Origin of the sequence: Bacteroides sp. AM16-24 (assembly GCF_003471885.1) — a bacterium.
Lineage (GTDB): Bacteria > Bacteroidota > Bacteroidia > Bacteroidales > Bacteroidaceae > Bacteroides.
The window spans coordinates 115,461-135,528 of the sequence record NZ_QRKI01000008.1 but is presented as its reverse complement, the minus strand read 5'-3'; the positions used below and the strand labels follow the sequence as shown (position 1 = coordinate 135,528).

The following is a 20,068-nucleotide window of genomic DNA, read 5'->3' as shown; positions in this document are numbered from 1 at the left end:
ATGAGAACAACTACCCTATCTTGCCTCGCCCTGCTGCTACTGATATTGGCAGGCTGCGAAGCCTCACTGCACGAAAACTTTGTAGATATCGAAAAACCTGATAAAACACCTCTGGGCATCAACCTGAATGCTTTTGCCGAAGGAGAGAACATCATTATCTATCAAGAAAACATTCCCATCTATTATTCCTTCGAGACATCCGGCAGAGAAGTATTGAAAGCTGAATTCACTCTTGGCGACTTGCTCTTTGAATCTAACGGCAAAAGCGGTGAACTATGGTTCTCGCCGAATCAATTGCCCAACGGAAACTATACGCTTACCTGTAATCTGTACGTAGCTACCAACACGGGAAGTATTGCCGACCAAGCGGGCATGGAAGCCTATGGTGGAACAATGAGCTGGAAAGTAACCGTTGCCTACGAAAAAGAGCCTACCGAAACACCGGAAATGGCCACGCGAATCAATGAAGAGGGATATCTGGAACTGACTTGGGAGAAACCCTACTATAAATACATGAACTTCTTAAACTACACTGTCTATAAAAGAGGAGAACTGCTGGCAACTATTGAAGATGCCGGCATCACCAGTTTTACCGACAAAGGTCATGTGCTGGATAATGGCGACTGGTATAACGTAAAAGCCAATTTTGAAGATAATGTCAGCTGGTATGTGGGATATAAGATTCTTCCTAACGACAATATAACAATAGAACAAGTGGAAGATCTCTCGGCCATTGATTTTTGCACTGTGAAATGGAGTAACGGAAAAGGCTACAAATGCAAATGGAACATCTACGTAAACCAAGAACTCAAAATGAAGGAAACGGAGGAAACAAGCATCAGTATCCCGCTATGCGCCTTCGGCACACAGCAGTACGATCTTCATTATATCCAGGTAGAAGCAGTTGCCTACGACACAGCGGACAGAGGTTCCTATACATATTCTCAAAGTAGTACAGTAGGCATGATGGGCAAATATCTTGGCAACGGCTTTACTAATTTCGATTACAACGAGAGAGATAACACCCTCTATTACAGCATATTCGATGAAATATACAGCATGTCGGTACCCGATTTAAAACCGATAGCCAGGCATAGCAGTGTTTCTCCGGCAAACAACACCAATGCAATAAATACTTCTGAGATGAACAGCAGGGTGCTGGTATCTTATAATGATGCACTGGCATTGTATGAAGGGAAAATGCTCACTGCTCCCTTAATACATCCGGTATCCAATCGGGTAAATGGTATGGGGGCACGGATACTGAATGACGACCGGATATTCTACATTGAGCAGACTTATCCAAAAGACTTAATGGCTTGCATCCTAAGTGCTGATATGGAATCGGAAAAGAGGGTGACATTGCCGGAATCATCATTCTATGGCAATGGAGTGGTATCAGCAGACGGGAAATATATCTATCTGGACAATTCGGTAGAGATAGCCATCTATACCATGTCTCCGGAGTTCGAGATACTTGAAAAGAAAGTTTATCCTACTAACGAAAGTCCATTCAGTAATGCACGGTTTATGCCACACAACTCTTCATTATTGCTGGTGAGAAGGGCAACAACAAATACGGATGGAGTGATCACAATCTACAATACTGAAGACATGACCGCCGTACATAGCTACGAAGCACAGTATGCAAACATCGACCCCAAAACCGGTTATCTTTGCCTGAGCCAAGAAGATCAGGTAGAGATTATTGATATAAATAGCGGTGAGACTCTTTTCACCCTGCCGATAAAACAATACCAACAGGCATATCTGCTGGGGGGCATTTTAATTTCAAGCTATGGCCATGTCCTGAACATCAACCCCTACTTAAAGAAAAAATAAATTATGATACAAGAATACCAACTACGCGTGCTACCCGAGATAGCCGCCAATGAACAACGATTGAAAGAATACCTCGTCCAGGAAAAAGGCCTGAATGCGCGGAATATTAATGCGACACGTGTCCTGAAGCGCAGCATTGATGCACGGCAACGAACCATCTTCGTCAACCTGACTGTACGGGTATATCTGAACGAAATGCCCAAAGACGATGAATACCAGCCTACTATATATCAAAACGTAGAAGGAAAACCGCAGGTTATTGTCGTAGGTGCCGGTCCCGGTGGACTATTTGCTGCACTGAGACTGATAGAACTGGGACTTCGCCCAATCATTGTAGAACGTGGAAAGGATGTGCGCGAACGGAAGAAAGATCTGGCTCAAATCAGCCGGGAGCACACAGTGAATCCGGAATCTAATTATAGTTTCGGCGAGGGAGGCGCAGGTGCTTATTCGGACGGGAAACTCTATACCCGCAGCAAAAAACGTGGAAATGTGGATAAGATATTGAATGTATTCTGTCAGCACGGCGCTTCTACAGCCATATTGGTAGATGCACATCCGCATATCGGTACGGATAAATTGCCGCGTGTGATAGAGAATATGCGGAACACCATTCTCGAATGTGGCGGAGAAGTACACTTTGAAAACCGTATGGATGCCTTGATTATAGAAGGCGATGAGATAAAAGGTATCGAAACCCATACAGGACAAACGATTCTGGGTCCGGTAATCTTGGCAACAGGGCATTCGGCACGGGATGTGTACCGTTGGCTGGCCGCCAATCAAGTAGATATTGAAGCTAAAGGTATTGCAGTCGGTGTACGTTTGGAACATCCTTCAGAATTGATCGACCAGATACAATATCATAGTAAGAATGGACGGGGGAAATATCTACCTGCCGCCGAATATAGCTTTGTGACACAGGTAGACGGACGAGGGGTATATAGTTTCTGTATGTGCCCGGGTGGATTCGTTGTTCCTGCCGCCAGTGGTCCACAACAGATTGTAGTAAACGGAATGAGCCCCAGTAACCGTGGATCGCGTTGGAGCAACTCAGGGATGGTAGTTGAATTGAGGCCGGAAGATTTGGAGAACGGAGGATTGAAGATAGAAAATGGAAGAACAGCCACACAGGATGATAGTGTTGCCTATCCCCAACTCAGTATGATGTATTTCCAAGAGGCATTAGAATATAATTGCTGGCAACAAGGTAATATGCGCCAGACGGCTCCTGCACAACGTATGCAGGATTTTACACGTAAGAAACTAAGCTATGATTTACCAGAGAGTTCCTATGCTCCGGGATTAATTTCTTCACCCCTACACTTCTGGATGCCACCGTTCATCACTGAACGACTCAGCAAAGGTTTCCAACAGTTCGGACGATACAGCCACGGTTTCCTGACTAATGAAGCGGTAATGATTGGTGTGGAGACACGGACCTCTGCACCAGTACGAATCATAAGAGATAGGGAAACTTTGCAGCATGTAAGAATTAAAGGATTGTTTCCATGCGGAGAAGGAGCAGGATATGCAGGTGGTATTGTTTCTGCCGGCATTGATGGAGAGCGATGTGCAGAAGCAGTAGCTAACTACTTCAAGCTATAACAATTGTTTTTATTGCTAACTTTGCTATACCTTTTTAATATGTATAGATGAAAAGCACAACCGACATACAAATGAGCAATGTTATCGTAAATTCTTTTAATGAAATATATACTTCTTATTATAAGAAGTCATTCTTCTTTGCCAAATCATATGTTCATGATGATTTGGCAGCAGAAGATATTGCTTCCGAATCGTTGATTAAATTATGGGAAAAATTAAAAACAGAGAAAATAGATTATATAGAGCCTCTCCTACTTACCATATTAAAGAATAAAGCTTTGGACTATCTGAAGCACGAAGAAGTCAAACGCACGGCTTTTGAATCTATGGTCGATTGGCACCAACAGGAACTTTCTATTCGTATTTCAACTTTAGAGTCATGCGATCCCAATGAAATATTCTCGGATGAAGTAGAAAGTATCATCCGGGAAACATTGAAATTACTCCCTGAACAAACCCGACGGATATTTCTACTAAGCCGGTTTGAAAATAAGTCCAATAAAGAAATTGCCGAACAGATGGGAATTTCCATAAAAGGAGTAGAATATCATATATCAAAAGCATTAAAGGCATTACGGATAACCTTAAAAGATTATCTTCCTCTATTTTATTTCTTCTTCTATTATTAACTTCAGCCATGTGTCTCTGCCTTTTTGAGAGCAGAAATCTTTTTTTTCATTTTTTCCAATTTTCTTTTAGGGTTGTTTTCACTTTAGTCGTTACTATATAAAACATAATAAAGAATGAATTCCGAATTACTTCAAAAATATATATCCGGCAATGCCACTGAAACTGAAAAACAACGTGTTACTGAGTGGATGCAAGAAAGTCCGGAAAACATGCACGAATATATGGCACAGCGCAAGCTACATGATATTGCCCTATGGCGCACAGAACCTGCAAAAGCAGAAAATAAGCAATTAAAAAAGAACTTTACATTGCGTACACTTTGGATAGAGACTGCAAAAATAGCAGCAATATTCGCAGTTATTCTGCTAGGTACACACTATTGGTTCGAAAAACACCAGGCAGAACAAAGTGAATCACTCCAATCCATACATGTACCTGCCGGCCAGCGAGCTGAGTTAATGTTGTCAGACGGCACTAAAGTATGGTTGAATTCGCTTAGTACGTTAACCTTTCCGGGGCATTTCAATGGTGATATCCGGAATGTAAAGCTGGACGGTGAAGGCTACTTCGCAGTAACTAAAAATGCAAAACAACCTTTTATTGTAGAAACAAATAAATGTAATGTCAAAGTATTGGGTACAGAATTCAATGTCATGGCTTATGCAGCGGACAGTATCTGGGAAACAGCACTACTGGAAGGAGCAGTAGAAATCTTGAGCCCCGGCAGTACTATGAATGGAATGAAACTGGAACCCAATACAATGGCAAGTCTGAAAGGAAATAAGCTGATAAAAGGACGAATTAAAGACCCTGAACACTTTTTGTGGCGTGAAGGCTTGATTTGCTTTAACAATGTATCCGTCAAAGACATGTTGGAAAAGCTAAAGTTATTCTACGGAGTAGACATTATTGTAAACAATACTAAAATATTAAACAATCGTTATACAGGTAAGTTCAGGACGAGAGATGGGATAGAACATGTACTAAGAGTTCTCAGACTGAATAACAAATTTACCTACAAAAAGGATGACGAAAAGAATGTAATCACCATTAATTAATCTTTTAAAATCGTTTTGCCTATGAAGTAACACACTCGAATAAAAAAGAAATGGGACAGTGCTGCAACACCATCCCATGGATAGTCAATTACGCATTGACAGTTTTCTCTAATAATCTTAAGTAAAAACCTAAAATTAGTAATGCAAATATATGAAAAATATTTTGTATCAGGAATCTATTGTAGAAATTAAACATTTATTCCACATTATGAAAATCACAGCCTTAGCCCTGTTTATATTTGCCGGTACGGCTTTTGCCACGGAGTCTTATTCCCAGGTGATGAAAGTGACAATTATGGCAGATAACATTTCAGCAGGCAAAGTTATCAATGAAATTGAAAAGCAGACAGATTACCTGTTTGTATACAATGTAAATGAGGTGAATCTGAAACGCACTGTAAAAGTAAATGCAAAGAAAAAGCCGGTAGCGGAAGTTCTGAATAAAGTATTCGCAGGTACTGATATTTATTATGCTATGGAAGGCAAAAATATCATGCTGATGAGTAAAGGGGAAAAAGAAGAAATAACACAACAAGAAAACAAAATAACAGGTATCGTAAAAGATGCAAATGGTGAACCGATTATCGGAGCCAATGTAACAGTAAAAGATCAGTCAATAGGTACAATTACAGATATAGATGGGCGTTTTGTTTTAAATGCCCCGGCAAATGTCGTTTTACAAACTACTTATATCGGATATATCCCTCAAGAAACGAATGTAGGAAACAAAAAAGAATTATATATCACTCTGAGAGAAGACTCCAAAATGCTGGATGAAGTAGTGGTGGTAGGTTATGGTAGTATGAAAAAATCAGATTTGACCGGTGCTGTAGTCAGTGCTAATCTGAAAGATTTTGAGAAATCTCCCAATACCAATGTGGTTCAATCGTTGCAAGGTACAGTACCAGGCTTAAACGTGGGACAAGTTACTTCAGCCGGCGCTACACCCTCCATTTCAATTCGTGGTACCAACACGCTTTCTGGCAACAAGGATGTGCTGATTATTTTGGACGGCATTATCTATACCAGCTCCCTTTCTTCCATAAATCCGAATGACATTGCTTCAATCGACGTTTTGAAAGATGCCAGTGCAACCGCAGTCTATGGTGCGCAAGCTGCCAACGGCGTATTGCTGATTACTACTAAGAAAGGCAAAGCAGGGCAGACCAGAATCAACTTCTCCACGGCTTATACGATATCTAATCCTACCAAAAATCTCCGTCCGATGAACCGTGAGGAGTTTATTGAATTCACTAAAGATTATTGGTATGACAAAGCTTACACAGGTCCCGACTATACCACGCCCAATCCCGATTTTCGCGTGGCAGACTACATGGTAGATGCTCCGATGCTGGACAACACTCAGCCCGATGGACTTTCCGTCTACGACTGGGACTGGTGGGATGAAGGCACACAGACGGCTTCTATCTTTGAGAACAAGCTGAGTATCACCGGAGGTACGGAGCTGGTTTCTTACCTGATTTCCTATGCCAACACCAACCAAAAGGGCTTTATGGTGAATGACGACTTTAAGCGAAACAGTGTCCGCATCAATCTGGATACCAAGCCCTACAAGTGGCTGAATCTGGGTATGCAGACCTTCGCCTCTTTCGTCAATCAAGATGGAGCACAGCCAGGAGTATGGGATATCATCACTTCCAATCCGTTGACACCTGCCTTTGACGAGGAAGGTAAGTTAATTCCCTATCCGTTCCAAGGAATCGGCTTGACGCCCCTTGCCACCCTGTTCACGGACGACAAAGAACGCCATAACTACTTCTTCGCTAACTTCTATGCGGAAATTAAACTGCCTGTCAAGGGATTAACCTACCGTCTAAATTACGGTAACAACTACCGCACAGACGAGCACTTCCAAGCCAACCCCTACGGCGCCAGCTTGACAGGCAAAGCCTACAAGCAGCATACCTCCTATTACGACTATACGGTGGACAATATCGTAAACTATGCCGGCACGTTCGGCAAGCACGACATAGCCGCCACTTTCCTCTACGGTGCCAGTGAGCGAAAGCAGAATTATACGGAAGCAAAGGCACAGAATTTCTCCCGTATGACATTGGGTTATAACAATCTGCAGTTAGGAAAGGAACAGTTTACAAAGTCTGAGGCATGGGATGAAGCATTACTTTATCAGATGCTACGTATCAACTATAAGTATCTCGATCGCTACTTATTGACGGCTACTGCCCGCCGTGACGGCTTTTCTGGCTTTGCAGAAAACAATAAATTTGCAATTTTTCCCTCTGTAGCAGTGGGATGGATTGTTTCAGAAGAAAAATTCTTCAAACTACCCTGGGTAGACCAACTGAAACTGCGTGCCGGATGGGGTATCAGCGGTAACCAGACTTCACGTTATAAATCGCTGGCACGTATGGAGAGTAATTCCGGCTATGTGTTTGGGGATGGAGGTACTACAGAAATTTTACAGAAAGTGAACTCTATGGGAAATCCAGACCTGAAATGGGAAAAGACAGAAGGATTCAACTTTGGTTTGGATTTCAATCTCTTCAACAATCGTTTGACCGGTTCTTTAGAGGCATATCGCACTATTACCCGTGATCTGCTGTATGATATGACCATTCCCTCTATGACAGGCTTTTCGTCTATCAGTACCAATATCGGAAAGATACGAAACCGGGGTGTGGAACTGACCTTGACCTCTCGTAACTTTGTACAGAAAGATTTTGAATGGAGTACAACTTTCAATATATCTTCCAACTCCAATAAAATTCTTTCTCTGCTTGGCAGAGACCAGGACGAAGACGGTCGAGAAGACGACTTGATAGCGAGCAATTTGTTTATCGGAGAGTCTACATCAGCAATTTACGGATATATCATCGATGGTATCTATCAACTGCACGATGACATTCCAGCAGGCTACAATCCGGGAAACTACAAAATTCGAGATGTAACAGGCGAAGGAAAGATTACAGTAGACGATCGCGTCATTTTGGGTAAGGAAGACCCTGCCTATCGCTTCAGTTTATTAAATACTTTCCGTTGGAAGGATTTGACTTTCAGTTTCTTTATCAACTCTGTACAAGGTGGGAAGTATGGCTATTTAGGCAAGAATACGGAAACACTCGTACGTGGTGATGCCAACAGCCGCCGCTGGAACCGTATTAGCGAGCTAGCCAAAGACTATTGGTCACCCAACAATCCTAATGGCACTTATTCGCGTTCCATCAACGCCGGCGCCATTTCTCCCACCGCCTATCAGGACCGTAGTTTCGTTCGGCTACAAGACGTCACGTTGGGGTACAATCTACCCCAGAAGTGGGTACGTACCATCGGGTTGCAGAACCTTAACCTATATGTCAACGGTAAGAACCTGCTCACTTTCACTGATTGGAAAGGGTGGGATCCGGAGACGAATGGCGGATATTTCAGTACACCTGTAATGCGTAGTTTCACATTTGGTTTAAACATAACACTTTAATTAAAATGAAATGATTATGAAAAAGAAATATATCATAGGATACATGTTGGCAGGATTACTCTTGGTATCGTGCAATGAAAGCAGTTTTTTGAAGGAGAATCCAAAAGATTTCAACAGTACAGGCAACTCTTTCACAACAGAAACGGATTTCAACATGTCACTCAATAATCTGTATAATCTGACTCGTCTAGAATATTATGGTGTGGACGAGAATACACCTTTTGATTATATTTATGGTACAGACCTGATTTATGACGGAGAACCTGGCACCACCAATCGTAGTGCCAACATGAATGCTGCCTTTAATCCTACAGCTAATATCCCCAAAGTGCACTGGAATAATTTATATAAGATCATATCGGAAGCAAATACCGTTTTGTCACGTTTGGCTACTGCTGATATAACCGACGATACCAAACGGACTATCGAGGCAAAGGCGCTGTTCTTCAGAGGTATGTCTTATCGTACATTAGCCTATTTATATGGAGGTGTCCCCATTGTGCTAGAAGAACTGGAAACACCCAAAACTGACTTTGTGAGAAAAACACGCGAAGAGACACTTCAGCAGGCTATTGATGATGTTAAAAGAGCAGCAGAAAACTTACCGGACATTGCAACAGTGAAGGATGGTGAAATATCTTCTCCAGCTGCTTATCATCTACTAAGTGAAATATATATTGCTGCCGGAAAAAATCAGGAAGCAGTTGATGCAGCTAGTAAAGTTATCAATAACCCGGCACTTGGTTTAATGAGGCAACGATTCGGTTCACGTTTCAAAGAGACTCCCGGAGACGTTTATTGGGATCTCTATCAGGTTAATAATCAAAACCGAACAACGGGAAACACAGAAGGTTTGTGGGTCATTCAGTATGAAACAAACTTACCGGGTGGGGGAAGTTCTACTGCCGATTTGAAGAATGGCGGAAATTACATGCTTGAAAGACATTGTGCTCCTATGGTAAGAGATGTAAAATTGCGCGTCAAGGAAGTTGTTGATGGAAAAGAAGTGACTAAGGATTATACCCCTTTCCGCTGGCCCGTGAGTGACTATACAGGTGGAAGAGGTATTGGTTGGGGAATTTCCACAACGTACTTTACAAACACCATTTGGGAGGATGATTTTACGGGCGACATCCGTAATGCTAATCATAACTTTGTGCGGAAATTCGCTGTAACTAAAGAAGACTTCAAACAGAAATTTGGAATTGATACGATTGATGTAGACAATCCGCCAGCAAACTTGATAGTAGGACAAGGTGGAAGTATGACCATCCCAGGACGCTACCTCTATGCCTATCAGAGCAAAGTGACCACTCCCTATAATCACCCAGAGGAATTGTATGCCAACAAAGCGACTTTTGAATTAAAAGCCATTGCCGGTACTACTTATACCGACCAGTATATGTTCCGTTTAGCTGAAACTTATCTGTTACGTGCCGAAGCCTATCTTAATCTGAATAACAAGGAATTGGCTGCAGCAGACATCAACGAAGTGCGAGGTCGCGCACATGCTAAGCCTGTGGAAGCATCGCGCGTGGATCTCGATTACATCTTGGATGAACGTATGCGTGAACTGGGGGTAGAGGAGAAACGAAGAATCACTTTAATGCGTACCGGTAAACTATATGAGCGCGTAACGAAGCACAATCCTTTCTACGCCAATCTGGAAACCTGTGGAGACGGCATCGGGATGTTAGAAAAATACAATTTATGGCCCATTCCCCAATCTGCCATCGAGGCGAACATTGGTGCCAAATTAGATCAGAATCCCGGATATAACTAATAAAAGCAAGACCGGTCGGGATAATTTACCTGACCGGTCTTTACTGAAAAACAAGACTGGTATGAGATATCTTATTTTCTTATTCTTCCTGTGTTTCGAATTAATCGCACAGGGACAAATCATTGTGAAAGAGACCGATGGAGAGCAGGCCTTTCCGCTCGTTTCCTCCAGTAGTAAGACTTTGATAAGTTACGATGAAAACGATTTTGAGGTTGTAAAGGAAACTGCCCGCTTATTTGCTGAGGACATCCGCAGTGTAACTGGGAAAAAACTTACTGTATCCGGCAAACAGAAAACCTCTGCATATATGGTTATTATAGGAACAGTAGGTCAAAACAGGACCATAGACCGATTTATCAGCGAAGGTAAGTTAAATGTATCTCCCATTCGCAATGGCTGGGAACAATACATTATCCAAACATTGGACAATCCGGATAAAGATATCAGCAAAGCTCTCGTTATTGCCGGATGTGACCGACGCGGAACAGCCTATGGTGTATTTGCTTTATCTGAAGTAATGGGCGTTGACCCACTTTACTGGTGGGCAGATGTTCCTGTAAAACAAAAGAATGCCTTATATGTACGTATTACCCGACATGTATCTAAAGCTCCCAGCGTAAAGTATCGGGGAATTTTCATCAATGACGAAGGATGGGGGATACAACCTTGGGCAACTAATACATTCGACAAAGAGGTAGGAAACATGGGACCCAAGACATACGCCAAAGTTTGTGAGCTCATTCTCCGCATGAAAGGAAATATGATGGCCCCGGCTATGCATCCCCGAACAACAGCTTTTCACCTGATACCCGGTAACAGAGAAGTGGCCGACAAATACGGCATCGTTATGACCTCTGCACATTGCGAACCTTTGTTATACAATAACACAACAGAATGGGATAATAAAATTAACGGTGAATGGAATTACCTGACAAATAAAAAAGGCATCTTGAAGGTATTGGATAAAAGGACCTCTCAAACAGCCCCCTTCGAAAACGCTTACGTCATTGCCATGCGTGGCATTCACGATGCCGGATTGATCGGTGTACCGGAAGACCGCAAAGCCGAAATAACCGAAGCTGCTTTACAGGATCAACGCAACATACTCAGTAAACATATAGGCAAACCCGCCGAGGAAATCCAACAAGTGTTTGTACCTTACAAAGAAGTACTCGATATCTATGAAAAAGGAATGAAATTGCCTGATGATGTTACAATAGTATGGCCTGACGATAATTTCGGTTACATCAAAAAGCTAAGTGATACAAAAGAGCAGAAGCGCAGTGGTGCATCAGGTGTGTACTATCATATATCTTATTTAGGTGAACCGCATGATTATCTTTGGCTCAATACTACACCACCGGCTCTGATATATGAGGAAATGAAAAAAGCATATGATACAGGTGCTAATCGATATTGGTTGCTGAATGTAGGTGATATTAAACCGGGTGAACTGGGCATGAAGTTCTTCTTGGATTTGGCATGGGATATTGATTTATTCAACTACGATAATGCCTATAAATTCGATGCAGACTACCTGTCCTCCATCTTCGGTAACAAATATAAAGACGATTTACAAGACATTATGAGTACGTACTATCAACTGGGCTTCCAACGTAAACCCGAAGCAATGGGATGGGGTGTAGAATGGAACAGTTCTGACAGCCGCGAACGGATTGTAAATACCGATTTCTCATTTATCAATTATAATGAAGCGGAAAACCGGATGGCAGAATATGACCGTATTGCCAATAAGAGTGAAAAAATCCTTGAAGAGTTACCAGACAAATACAAAGCAGCCTTTTACGAACTAGTGTTCTATCCAGTGAAAGGTGCAACATTGATGAATAAGAAAATGCTCACCGCGCAACAGAATCGCTGGTATGCCCTCCAAGGACGTGCTTCAACAGAACTATATGCTAATAAAACCCAAAGTTATCACGATAGCATCGATAGCTATACAGTTCATTACAATCAAATGTTGAATGGCAAATGGAGTCACATGATGTCATTGGCTCCAGGATGGGTTGCTACTTATCAGAATATGCCCCCAGTAAACACTACTGCCATTTCTTCAGGAGCCAATATGCAGATTTTCATTCCAGGCAAAGACAGCGATTATGGTGTGACCTCTCTGAACGTATTACCTTGTCTAAATCCTTATACTAAGCAAAAATCATTTATTGAACTATACAATCGCGGGAATAAAGCTTTTCAATGGAAAGCTTCAGCCAAACAAGAATGGATAAATCTAGATAAAATATCAGGTAAAACACTGCTGCAAGATCGCATCATTCTCTCTGTAGACTGGACAAAAGTTCCACATGGTGCAAACATAACGGGAGAGATTGCCATTACTTATGGACAAAAAACTGAAACTGTTTATTTACCGATATTCAATCCGGTCTCGCCAAGTGTGAATGAACTAAAAGGTATGTATGTAGAAGACAACGGTTGTGTATCTATCAATCCCGGATTATATCATCGTAAACAAGAAAATAAAAATATTACAATCCATACTATTAAAGGATTAGGCTACGAAAACGAATGTATCCAGTTAGGTGAAGCAGTCAAACCTTCTCAGAACACTTGGAAGCTCACAGAAACACCCAAAGTGGAATATGACTTCTATACATTCAGCGCTGGAACGGTAACGATTTACACTTACGCGTTACCATTGTTTCCCATCAATACTCAAAGAGATACGCGTTACGGTGTAATGATTGATGATGGCGTAGCGCATTGGGTATCAACAGCTGCCAAAGAATATTCCGGTCAGTGGAAACAGAACGTAGTGCGCAATAATGCCATTGGTATCGTGAACTTAAACATAGAAAAACCTGGCAAGCATACATTGAAATTATTGTGCGCTGATCCGGGTATGGTTATTCAAAAGGTGATAATTGATTTTGGGGGTATGAAACGTAGTTATTTAGGTCCTCGACCGACGTTAGTAAAATAACCTCAGACTTATGTATAAGATGAAGTACCTATGTAATAAACTTCTCCTAAAATCCAATTATTAATGTTTAAACAAGCTATCTTATAGATAAAGAACGTAAATTATTTATATATGAAAAAAAAATATTACATTTCATTTTTCCTATTCCTCTCCCTAATTCTTCCGGAGGAAATGGTCGCCCAAGAAAACGGTGCACAGGCAAACGCTGGTGGAACACCCAAGGTAGTTTGCTATACACGCACAGAAATAGCTGCAAAGTTGGGCAATGCACTCCATTTGGGTTATAGCGAAGATGGGCAACATTATGTGGCGTTGAACAATGACGCCTGTGTAATGGCTCTCCGCAAAGTTGATAATGAACCAGAGCTTACGGAGGAACAAAAGATACCGGGAGTGATGAAGACTCTTACGGCTCCCTACTTGTTCCGGATGAAAGAAGGAGGGTTCGGTGTGGTGGCACTCCGTACCGATAAAAACGGTATATCAGACGTATCAGCTACCGGTTCTTTTCTTTTCATCAAGAGTTGTGACTTGGTACATTACGAACCGGAGCGGTTATGCCGCTTACCTATTAATGAAATGCTGGATGCAGTCTCCTGCGAATATGACGAGGCAGTGGAAAAATATCGCGTACGGTGGATGATAAAAGGAAAATTCTTCCAGAGTCATACAGCAGACTTTGTCCATTTCTCTCCAATAAAAGCAGTCTCAAAACTGGACGGAGTACAAGAAAAGATTGCTGGAGACCAATATAATTTCCTCAACGCCCGTTTCGGCAATTCACTTGCACTGACTGCGGAAGAAGGCAAGTATCTGAGAAATAAATTGGGAAGAATTGTCAATGTAGGTGTCTTACCACTTGAAATGACCGTTCCGATCTCATCATCCGTTATTTCTGATATTCGGAAGAAGCGGGTCACCTTACTCTATAATGACGGGAGCCAGGCAGAGAAACGGGTAACATGGAGTGAAGAGGACCTGAAACGTCTTGACTCGGTAACTCCCGGAGTCTATACTGTCCGTGGAAAGATATTCCAATATTCATTTAACTATCCAATATCAATGTCAAATCGTGCCGACCCCAATATCTTGTACTATCAAGGTAAGTACTACATGGTATCTACATACGATGTAGAATGGAACCGTATTCCTATCCGCTGTTCAGATACCCTAGATGGCTTGACCGATGCTAACCATCGTTGGCAAGAATCTGTGCTGATTCAAGGGGAAGGAGCCCACTGGGCACCGGAACTACACGTTATAGGCTCACGTCTCTACATGTTGTTCGCCATCATAAAAGGAGACAAAGGTGTTCAAGCCTATATGATGCAATTAAAAGAAAATGGTGACCCGATGAAGCCAGAGGATTGGAGTACTCCTATCCGTGTAGTAAAATCCGACGGACAGCCTATCTATACTGATGGAAAGACAGAAGGATTATCACTGGATATGACCTACATTAAGGATGGAGGAAAGTCTTATGTTTGCTGGTCGGACCGGAAGAAGTGCTTCGTGAACGGAAAGGATGTAGACCCAGGACCTGTGCTACGCATTGCTACAGTTGATCCGAAAGAACCCTGGAAGTTGACAAGCGATCCGTTTGTCATCGGTTCGGAAGCCTATAGTTGGTCGTTCTGCATCAGGCCCTTACAATTAGCTGAGGGTCCTTTTGTACTGGAAAGTAAAGACGACAATATCTATATGGTATATTCCGGTGGAGGTGTTACCGGAGGCAATTACGAGGTAGGCATGCTCACAGCCCGCAAAGGTAGCAACCTACTGAATCCAGCATCTTGGGACAACTCACCACGTCCTTGGATGAACAACGGTTCACCGATTTCCCAAGTTGGTCCTGGGCATAATTCATTTGTTAGGGATGAGTATGGAGATTTATACAATGTCTATCATAGTGGCCATCGACCACGCCATACCAGTGTATGTCCTGTTCATTTCCGTTTCGATGGTTCACCTGTCATCGACATGGCACCTTACGAAGAGGTGAATCCTAATCTACAACAAGTGGAAATGTGCGTTCATTTGATTTCACCTTCAAAATGAAAATCACAATGTTTCGTTAGGAGTCTGTCCGAAATTCAACATAAACCTTAAATTCGTGGTTCTATCTAAGGAGGTGTGTCAAAATGCACATCTCCTTTTTTATGCACAAAGCCCCGACTTTCACAAGCTTGGGCTTTGTTATTACCTAAAGATTTTGTATCTTTAAGCATACAATTTATACTATGACAAAGATACATTTTCGTCCTTACAATCCCAACCAAACAGTGCTTTTTCCTCAAAGAATTGACGAGGATATTGCAGAGAACAATCCGGTGCGCATGGTTGACACTCTGGTTGAGAGTCTGAATCTTGAAAGTTTCAGAAAGTTGTAAGGAATGCTGGCGCAGCCCTTACCATCCCAGGATGATGCTGAAAGTCATTCTGTATGCCTATATGAACAACATCTACTCCTGCCGGAAAATCGAAAAGCTCCTTCACCGTGACATCCATTATATCTGGCTGGCCGGATATGAGAAACCGGATTTCATTACCATCAACCGTTTCCGCAACCGGGTGAAGAAGGAAATCAACGAGGTATTTACCCAAACCGTACTCCTTCTCTCTTCCAAAGGCTTCATCAGTTTGAATGTGGAATACATTGACGGGACAAAGATTGAATCCAAAGCCAACAAGTATACTTTCGTCTGGCGAACAACGGTTGATCGGAACCGTGAACGTCTGATGAAGAAGATACATGTCCTGTTGGAACAGATAGACGATGTCATCGCTCAGGAGAACTCATCGGAAAGCAATGAGGAAATAGAATTCACTCCGGCCATGCTGACTGAAATGGCGGGAGAATTGCGTCAAACACTTGAACAGGTTCCTGAACCCTCCACGAAAGAGGAAAAGACTGCGTTGAAAAAGAAACGCAAACAGCTGAAGGAGTTGGAAGAGCACAGGGACAAGCTGCAGGAATACGACAACCATCTGGACACGCTGCAGGACAGGAACTCCTATTCCAAAACGGACAATGACGCTACTTTTATGAGAATGAAGGAGGATGCCATGCGTAACGGCCAGACAAAGCCCGGTTACAACCTCCAGATCGGCACCGAGAACCAGTTCATTACCGATTTTGCACTCTTCCCGAACCCTACGGATACACTGACCCTGATACCTTTCCTGCAATCCTTCTCAAGCAGATATGACAGGTTGGCCCATACGGTGGTTGCCGATTCCGGCTACGGTTCTGAAGAGAATTACCGCTTCATGTCAGAAAACGGTATGGAAGCCTACGTCAAGTACAACTACTTCCACATGGAACAGCGGCCGAGGTTCAAACCGGACCCGTTCAAGGCGGAAAACTTCTACTATAATGAAGAACATGACTTTTGTATCTGCCCCATGGGACAGAAGATGCAAAGGATAGGGACCGGACATGTGAAAACTGCATCCGGATATGTCAGCGAAAATGCCAGATACAGAGCCATCAGATGTGAAGGCTGTCCGCTAAGATGCCGATGTTTTAAGGCAAAGGGGAACAGGACAATAGAACTGAATCACAGACTCAGAAGATACAAACAGAAAGCCAAAGAGTTGCTCTGCTGCGGGGAAGGACTGAAGTACAGAGGACAGAGATGTATAGAGCCGGAAGCTGTGTTCGGACAAATAAAATACAATATGAACTACAAACGTTTCCGCCATTTTGGAAAGGATAAGGTCTTCATGGACTTTGCCTTCTTTGCCGTTGCCTTCAATATAAAAAAAATGTGTGCAAAAATGACAAAAGAAGGTATGAACTGGCTGATTAGACGATTTTACGAGCTTACAACTGCTGTTATTAGATGCTGGGAACACATAAATCAAAGAAATCTTCGAAATATCACAGCTTAAAGAAAATGAACCGAGTTGTATAGTAATGAATAAAAAAGAAGGTGCATCGTGCATTACGACACACCTCCTTATTTGCATAAAACTTAATGCCAAGAGCAAAAAAGACAATTAACACTCTGAATGTACTGTTAAAGTAAAGATGAAAGATTAATAATTGGTACGAAATCAAACTTCACATACTTTTACCCTTGTACGAAAATGCAGCTCTTTGAACTAAATTCCATTCCTTAATAGCCTCGAAGTCCTGATATTTGCACGATACAAATATCAATCGAAAAATAATTAATCAAATTCAACCAACTTTATTCCCTAATATGTTATGCGTCTGATAAGAAATATTCTCATTGCTGCAGTTTTAGTAATTATTCCAAGTAGTGTAACCATAGCACAATACCAAAATGTGCAGGAAAAAGCTCCCATGAAAAACACACCCTTAGAAGAGTTTGTGTCGCAGCAAAAAACGCTTTTCAATTTCAAATGGAAATTTCAGTTAGTTACAGAAGAAAATAAGGATGCTGATTTCGCCTCCCCTTCATTAGATGACTCCTCCTGGCGTGTTCTTGACCTACCACATGATTTCCAGTTTGAACAACCCTGGACGAAAGCTGGTGGTGGTGCCCGTGGCTTTAAGCCTATGTGTGAGGGATGGTACCGCAAAACATTCCAAGCAGATTCATTATGGAAAGGGAAACGGGTAGTGATGGATTTCGGGGGAATCATCTACTTAGGTGATGTCTACCTAAATGGACACAAAATAGCCTCAACAGACTACGGATACGTAGGCATTGAAGCAGACCTTACTCCTTATCTGCATTTTGACAAGGAAAATATAGTAGCCGTATATGCATCTACCGGTCCTAAAAAAGGTTCTCGTTGGTATACAGGTGGCGGATTGTTCCGCGATGTTTATCTGCAAGTTCAAAATCCTACCCATATAGCACGACACGGGATTTACATTACTACCCCCGAAGTTGCATCGGATAAAGCAACAGTTGCCGTACAGGTGGAAGTAGATGGTTGGCAAAAACATGATGTATTGGTTCGCACCACAGTTCGCAACCCAGAAGGAAAAGTTGTGGGTTCTGCCCATAACACCATGCCCAAACATACTCACCAAACTTGTACTGAGTTAAAGTTACCTGCAATAACTTTGAAGAACCCACAACTCTGGTCGTGCAATACACCGCAACTGTATAGTGCAGATGTGGTTGTGGTAGCAGATGGTATGGTAGTAGACAGTATTACAGAACAATTCGGTATCCGCAAGTTAGAGTTTTCACCAGAATTTGGTTTCAAACTCAATGGAGAAAAGATATTTCTACAAGGCAATGCCAACCATCATGATCTCGGCGCATTAGGGGCTGCTTCTTACGATAGAGCTATTGAACGCATGATGTTACAGTTGAAAGCTTTCGGTTATAATACAATTCGTTGTTCGCACAATCCCTACAGTGACAGTTTCGCCCGTATTGCAGACCGCGTAGGTATGCTCATTGTAGATGAATTGACAGACAAATGGAGTGATAATGATTATTGGGGTGGACGCCGACCATTCACTCAGATTTGGTCTGACCTGATTATAGAGTGGATAAAACGTGACCGTAACCGTCCATCAATCATTCTTTGGAGTTTAGGCAACGAGTTGCAAATTCGTGAAGGATGGGCAGGTTTTAAAGGGATTAATGATTGGGGCATCACCACCTATCGCATCTTCAATCAATTAGTGAAGCGTTTTGATGACAGTCGCCTGACAACAGTTGCTATGTTCCCCGCACGTGCTGGTGCCATCACTCGCCACGACAAAGACTTCGACAGTTATCTTGTTCCGCCCGAACTGGCTTGCGCCACAGAAATTGCTTCATTCAATTATCAATCGGATAAGTACGCTGCTTATCTTCAGCATAAACCAGACCTCATACTGTTTCAAAGTGAAGCCAAGACCAACAAATTACTGGAGCCCTTCTATAACATGGATAAAAAGCGCACAGTAGGTATAGCCTATTGGGGCTCTGCCGAATACTGGGGAGAATCTAACCAATGGCCCAAAAAAGGATGGAATTATTCATTCTTTGACCATACCATGCATCCTTATCCCCAAGCTTATCTTATCAAATCCGCCTTCATGCCAGATGTTCCGGAAGTACATATTGGTGTAGTAGATGCAGCCGGTGCCGAGAGTGTCAGTTGGAATGACGTGATAGTGGGGCGCATGGCACTTAATGAACGTTGGAATTACGAACCGGGCAGCAAGCAATCACTCTTCACCTACACCAATGCCCACTCAGTAGAACTATTGGTAAATGGTAAAAGTATAGGCACCCAGCTAAACGATACGACAAAGATCAATCTGCGTAATATGATCTATTGGAAAGATGTCCCATATGGCAATGGTGGCTCACTGGAGGCTATTGCCCGCGATAAAAATGGAAATGAAGTTGCTCGTCATCGCATTGAAAGTGCAGAAAAAGCTGTAGCACTCAAGATAGAAGCGGAAACACCAACCGACTGGAAAGCCGATGGTATGGACTTGCAATACATCAATGTCACAGCAGTTGATAAAAAAGGACGCCCCGTGTGGACATACAACGAACCGCTTACCTTGCAAATAGAAGGTTCTGCCCGGTTAGTAGCATTGGACAACAGCGACCATTATACATCCGATCTTTTCAATGGCATCACTACCAAACGGATGCATCAAGGACGTATGCAAATTATCCTCCGCAGTAATCGGGAAGCAGGTGAAGTGAAACTAAAAGTTACTTCAGTGGGCTTAAAAGGAACTCTTCGCCTGAAAACAATCATCAATTAGAAGAAATAACAATAGAAACACATTG

Annotated in this window: 9 protein-coding genes and 1 pseudogene; all 10 read left to right on the top strand. The window is 42.4% G+C overall.

Annotated features, from left to right (window positions below; genetic code table 11):
• The 10 genes and pseudogenes from DW182_RS11365 to DW182_RS11320 all read left to right on the top strand — a co-directional run bounded on the left by DW182_RS11365 (position 1) and on the right by DW182_RS11320 (position 20,043).
• Positions 1-1,842 carry a hypothetical protein gene (locus DW182_RS11365; protein WP_118295594.1) on the top strand — a complete coding sequence of 614 codons (1,842 nt, stop codon included), beginning with the start codon at positions 1-3 and terminating at the stop codon, positions 1,840-1,842.
• A gap of 3 nt (positions 1,843-1,845) precedes the next feature.
• The gene (locus DW182_RS11360) at positions 1,846-3,450 is read left to right on the top strand and encodes an FAD-dependent protein (protein ID WP_118295593.1); all 1,605 of its coding nucleotides are present in this window, start codon (positions 1,846-1,848) and stop codon (positions 3,448-3,450) included.
• Positions 3,451-3,497: 47 nt separating this feature from the next.
• Positions 3,498-4,079 (top strand): RNA polymerase sigma-70 factor, encoded by a 582-nt coding sequence (locus DW182_RS11355; protein ID WP_118295592.1) that lies wholly within the window; start codon positions 3,498-3,500, stop codon positions 4,077-4,079.
• Positions 4,080-4,193: 114 nt separating this feature from the next.
• Positions 4,194-5,138, top strand: coding sequence for a FecR family protein (locus tag DW182_RS11350; protein ID WP_118295591.1), 945 nt, complete (start codon positions 4,194-4,196; stop codon positions 5,136-5,138).
• Between the two features lie 151 nt (positions 5,139-5,289).
• Positions 5,290-8,595 carry a TonB-dependent receptor gene (locus tag DW182_RS11345; RefSeq protein WP_118295590.1) on the top strand — a complete coding sequence of 1,102 codons (3,306 nt, stop codon included), beginning with the start codon at positions 5,290-5,292 and terminating at the stop codon, positions 8,593-8,595.
• A gap of 16 nt (positions 8,596-8,611) precedes the next feature.
• Entirely contained in the window at positions 8,612-10,378 is a 1,767-nt protein-coding gene (locus tag DW182_RS11340) for a RagB/SusD family nutrient uptake outer membrane protein (RefSeq protein WP_118295650.1), read from the top strand.
• Between the two features lie 61 nt (positions 10,379-10,439).
• Positions 10,440-13,340 carry a glycosyl hydrolase 115 family protein gene (locus tag DW182_RS11335; protein ID WP_118295589.1) on the top strand — a complete coding sequence of 967 codons (2,901 nt, stop codon included), beginning with the start codon at positions 10,440-10,442 and terminating at the stop codon, positions 13,338-13,340.
• A 111-nt stretch (positions 13,341-13,451) separates the two neighbouring features.
• Complete coding sequence (locus tag DW182_RS11330; RefSeq protein ID WP_233564133.1) at positions 13,452-15,398, top strand: family 43 glycosylhydrolase; 1,947 nt, start codon at positions 13,452-13,454, stop codon at positions 15,396-15,398.
• A 182-nt stretch (positions 15,399-15,580) separates the two neighbouring features.
• Positions 15,581-17,234, top strand: a pseudogene (locus DW182_RS11325) (IS1182 family transposase).
• 328 nt (positions 17,235-17,562) lie between these two features.
• Entirely contained in the window at positions 17,563-20,043 is a 2,481-nt protein-coding gene (locus DW182_RS11320) for a sugar-binding domain-containing protein (protein ID WP_118295648.1), read from the top strand.
• Positions 20,044-20,068 lie beyond the last annotated feature (25 nt).

Bases quoted from the DNA above. Each gene is read 5' to 3' on its own strand.
- DW182_RS11365 (WP_118295594.1), top strand. From the start codon at position 1: ATGAGAACAACTACCCTATCTTGCCTCGCCCTGCTGCTACTGATATTG.
- DW182_RS11360 (WP_118295593.1), top strand. From the start codon at position 1,846: ATGATACAAGAATACCAACTACGCGTGCTACCCGAGATAGCCGCCAAT.
- DW182_RS11355 (WP_118295592.1), top strand. From the start codon at position 3,498: ATGAAAAGCACAACCGACATACAAATGAGCAATGTTATCGTAAATTCT.
- DW182_RS11350 (WP_118295591.1), top strand. From the start codon at position 4,194: ATGAATTCCGAATTACTTCAAAAATATATATCCGGCAATGCCACTGAA.
- DW182_RS11345 (WP_118295590.1), top strand. From the start codon at position 5,290: ATGAAAAATATTTTGTATCAGGAATCTATTGTAGAAATTAAACATTTA.
- DW182_RS11340 (WP_118295650.1), top strand. From the start codon at position 8,612: ATGAAAAAGAAATATATCATAGGATACATGTTGGCAGGATTACTCTTG.
- DW182_RS11335 (WP_118295589.1), top strand. From the start codon at position 10,440: ATGAGATATCTTATTTTCTTATTCTTCCTGTGTTTCGAATTAATCGCA.
- DW182_RS11330 (WP_233564133.1), top strand. From the start codon at position 13,452: ATGAAAAAAAAATATTACATTTCATTTTTCCTATTCCTCTCCCTAATT.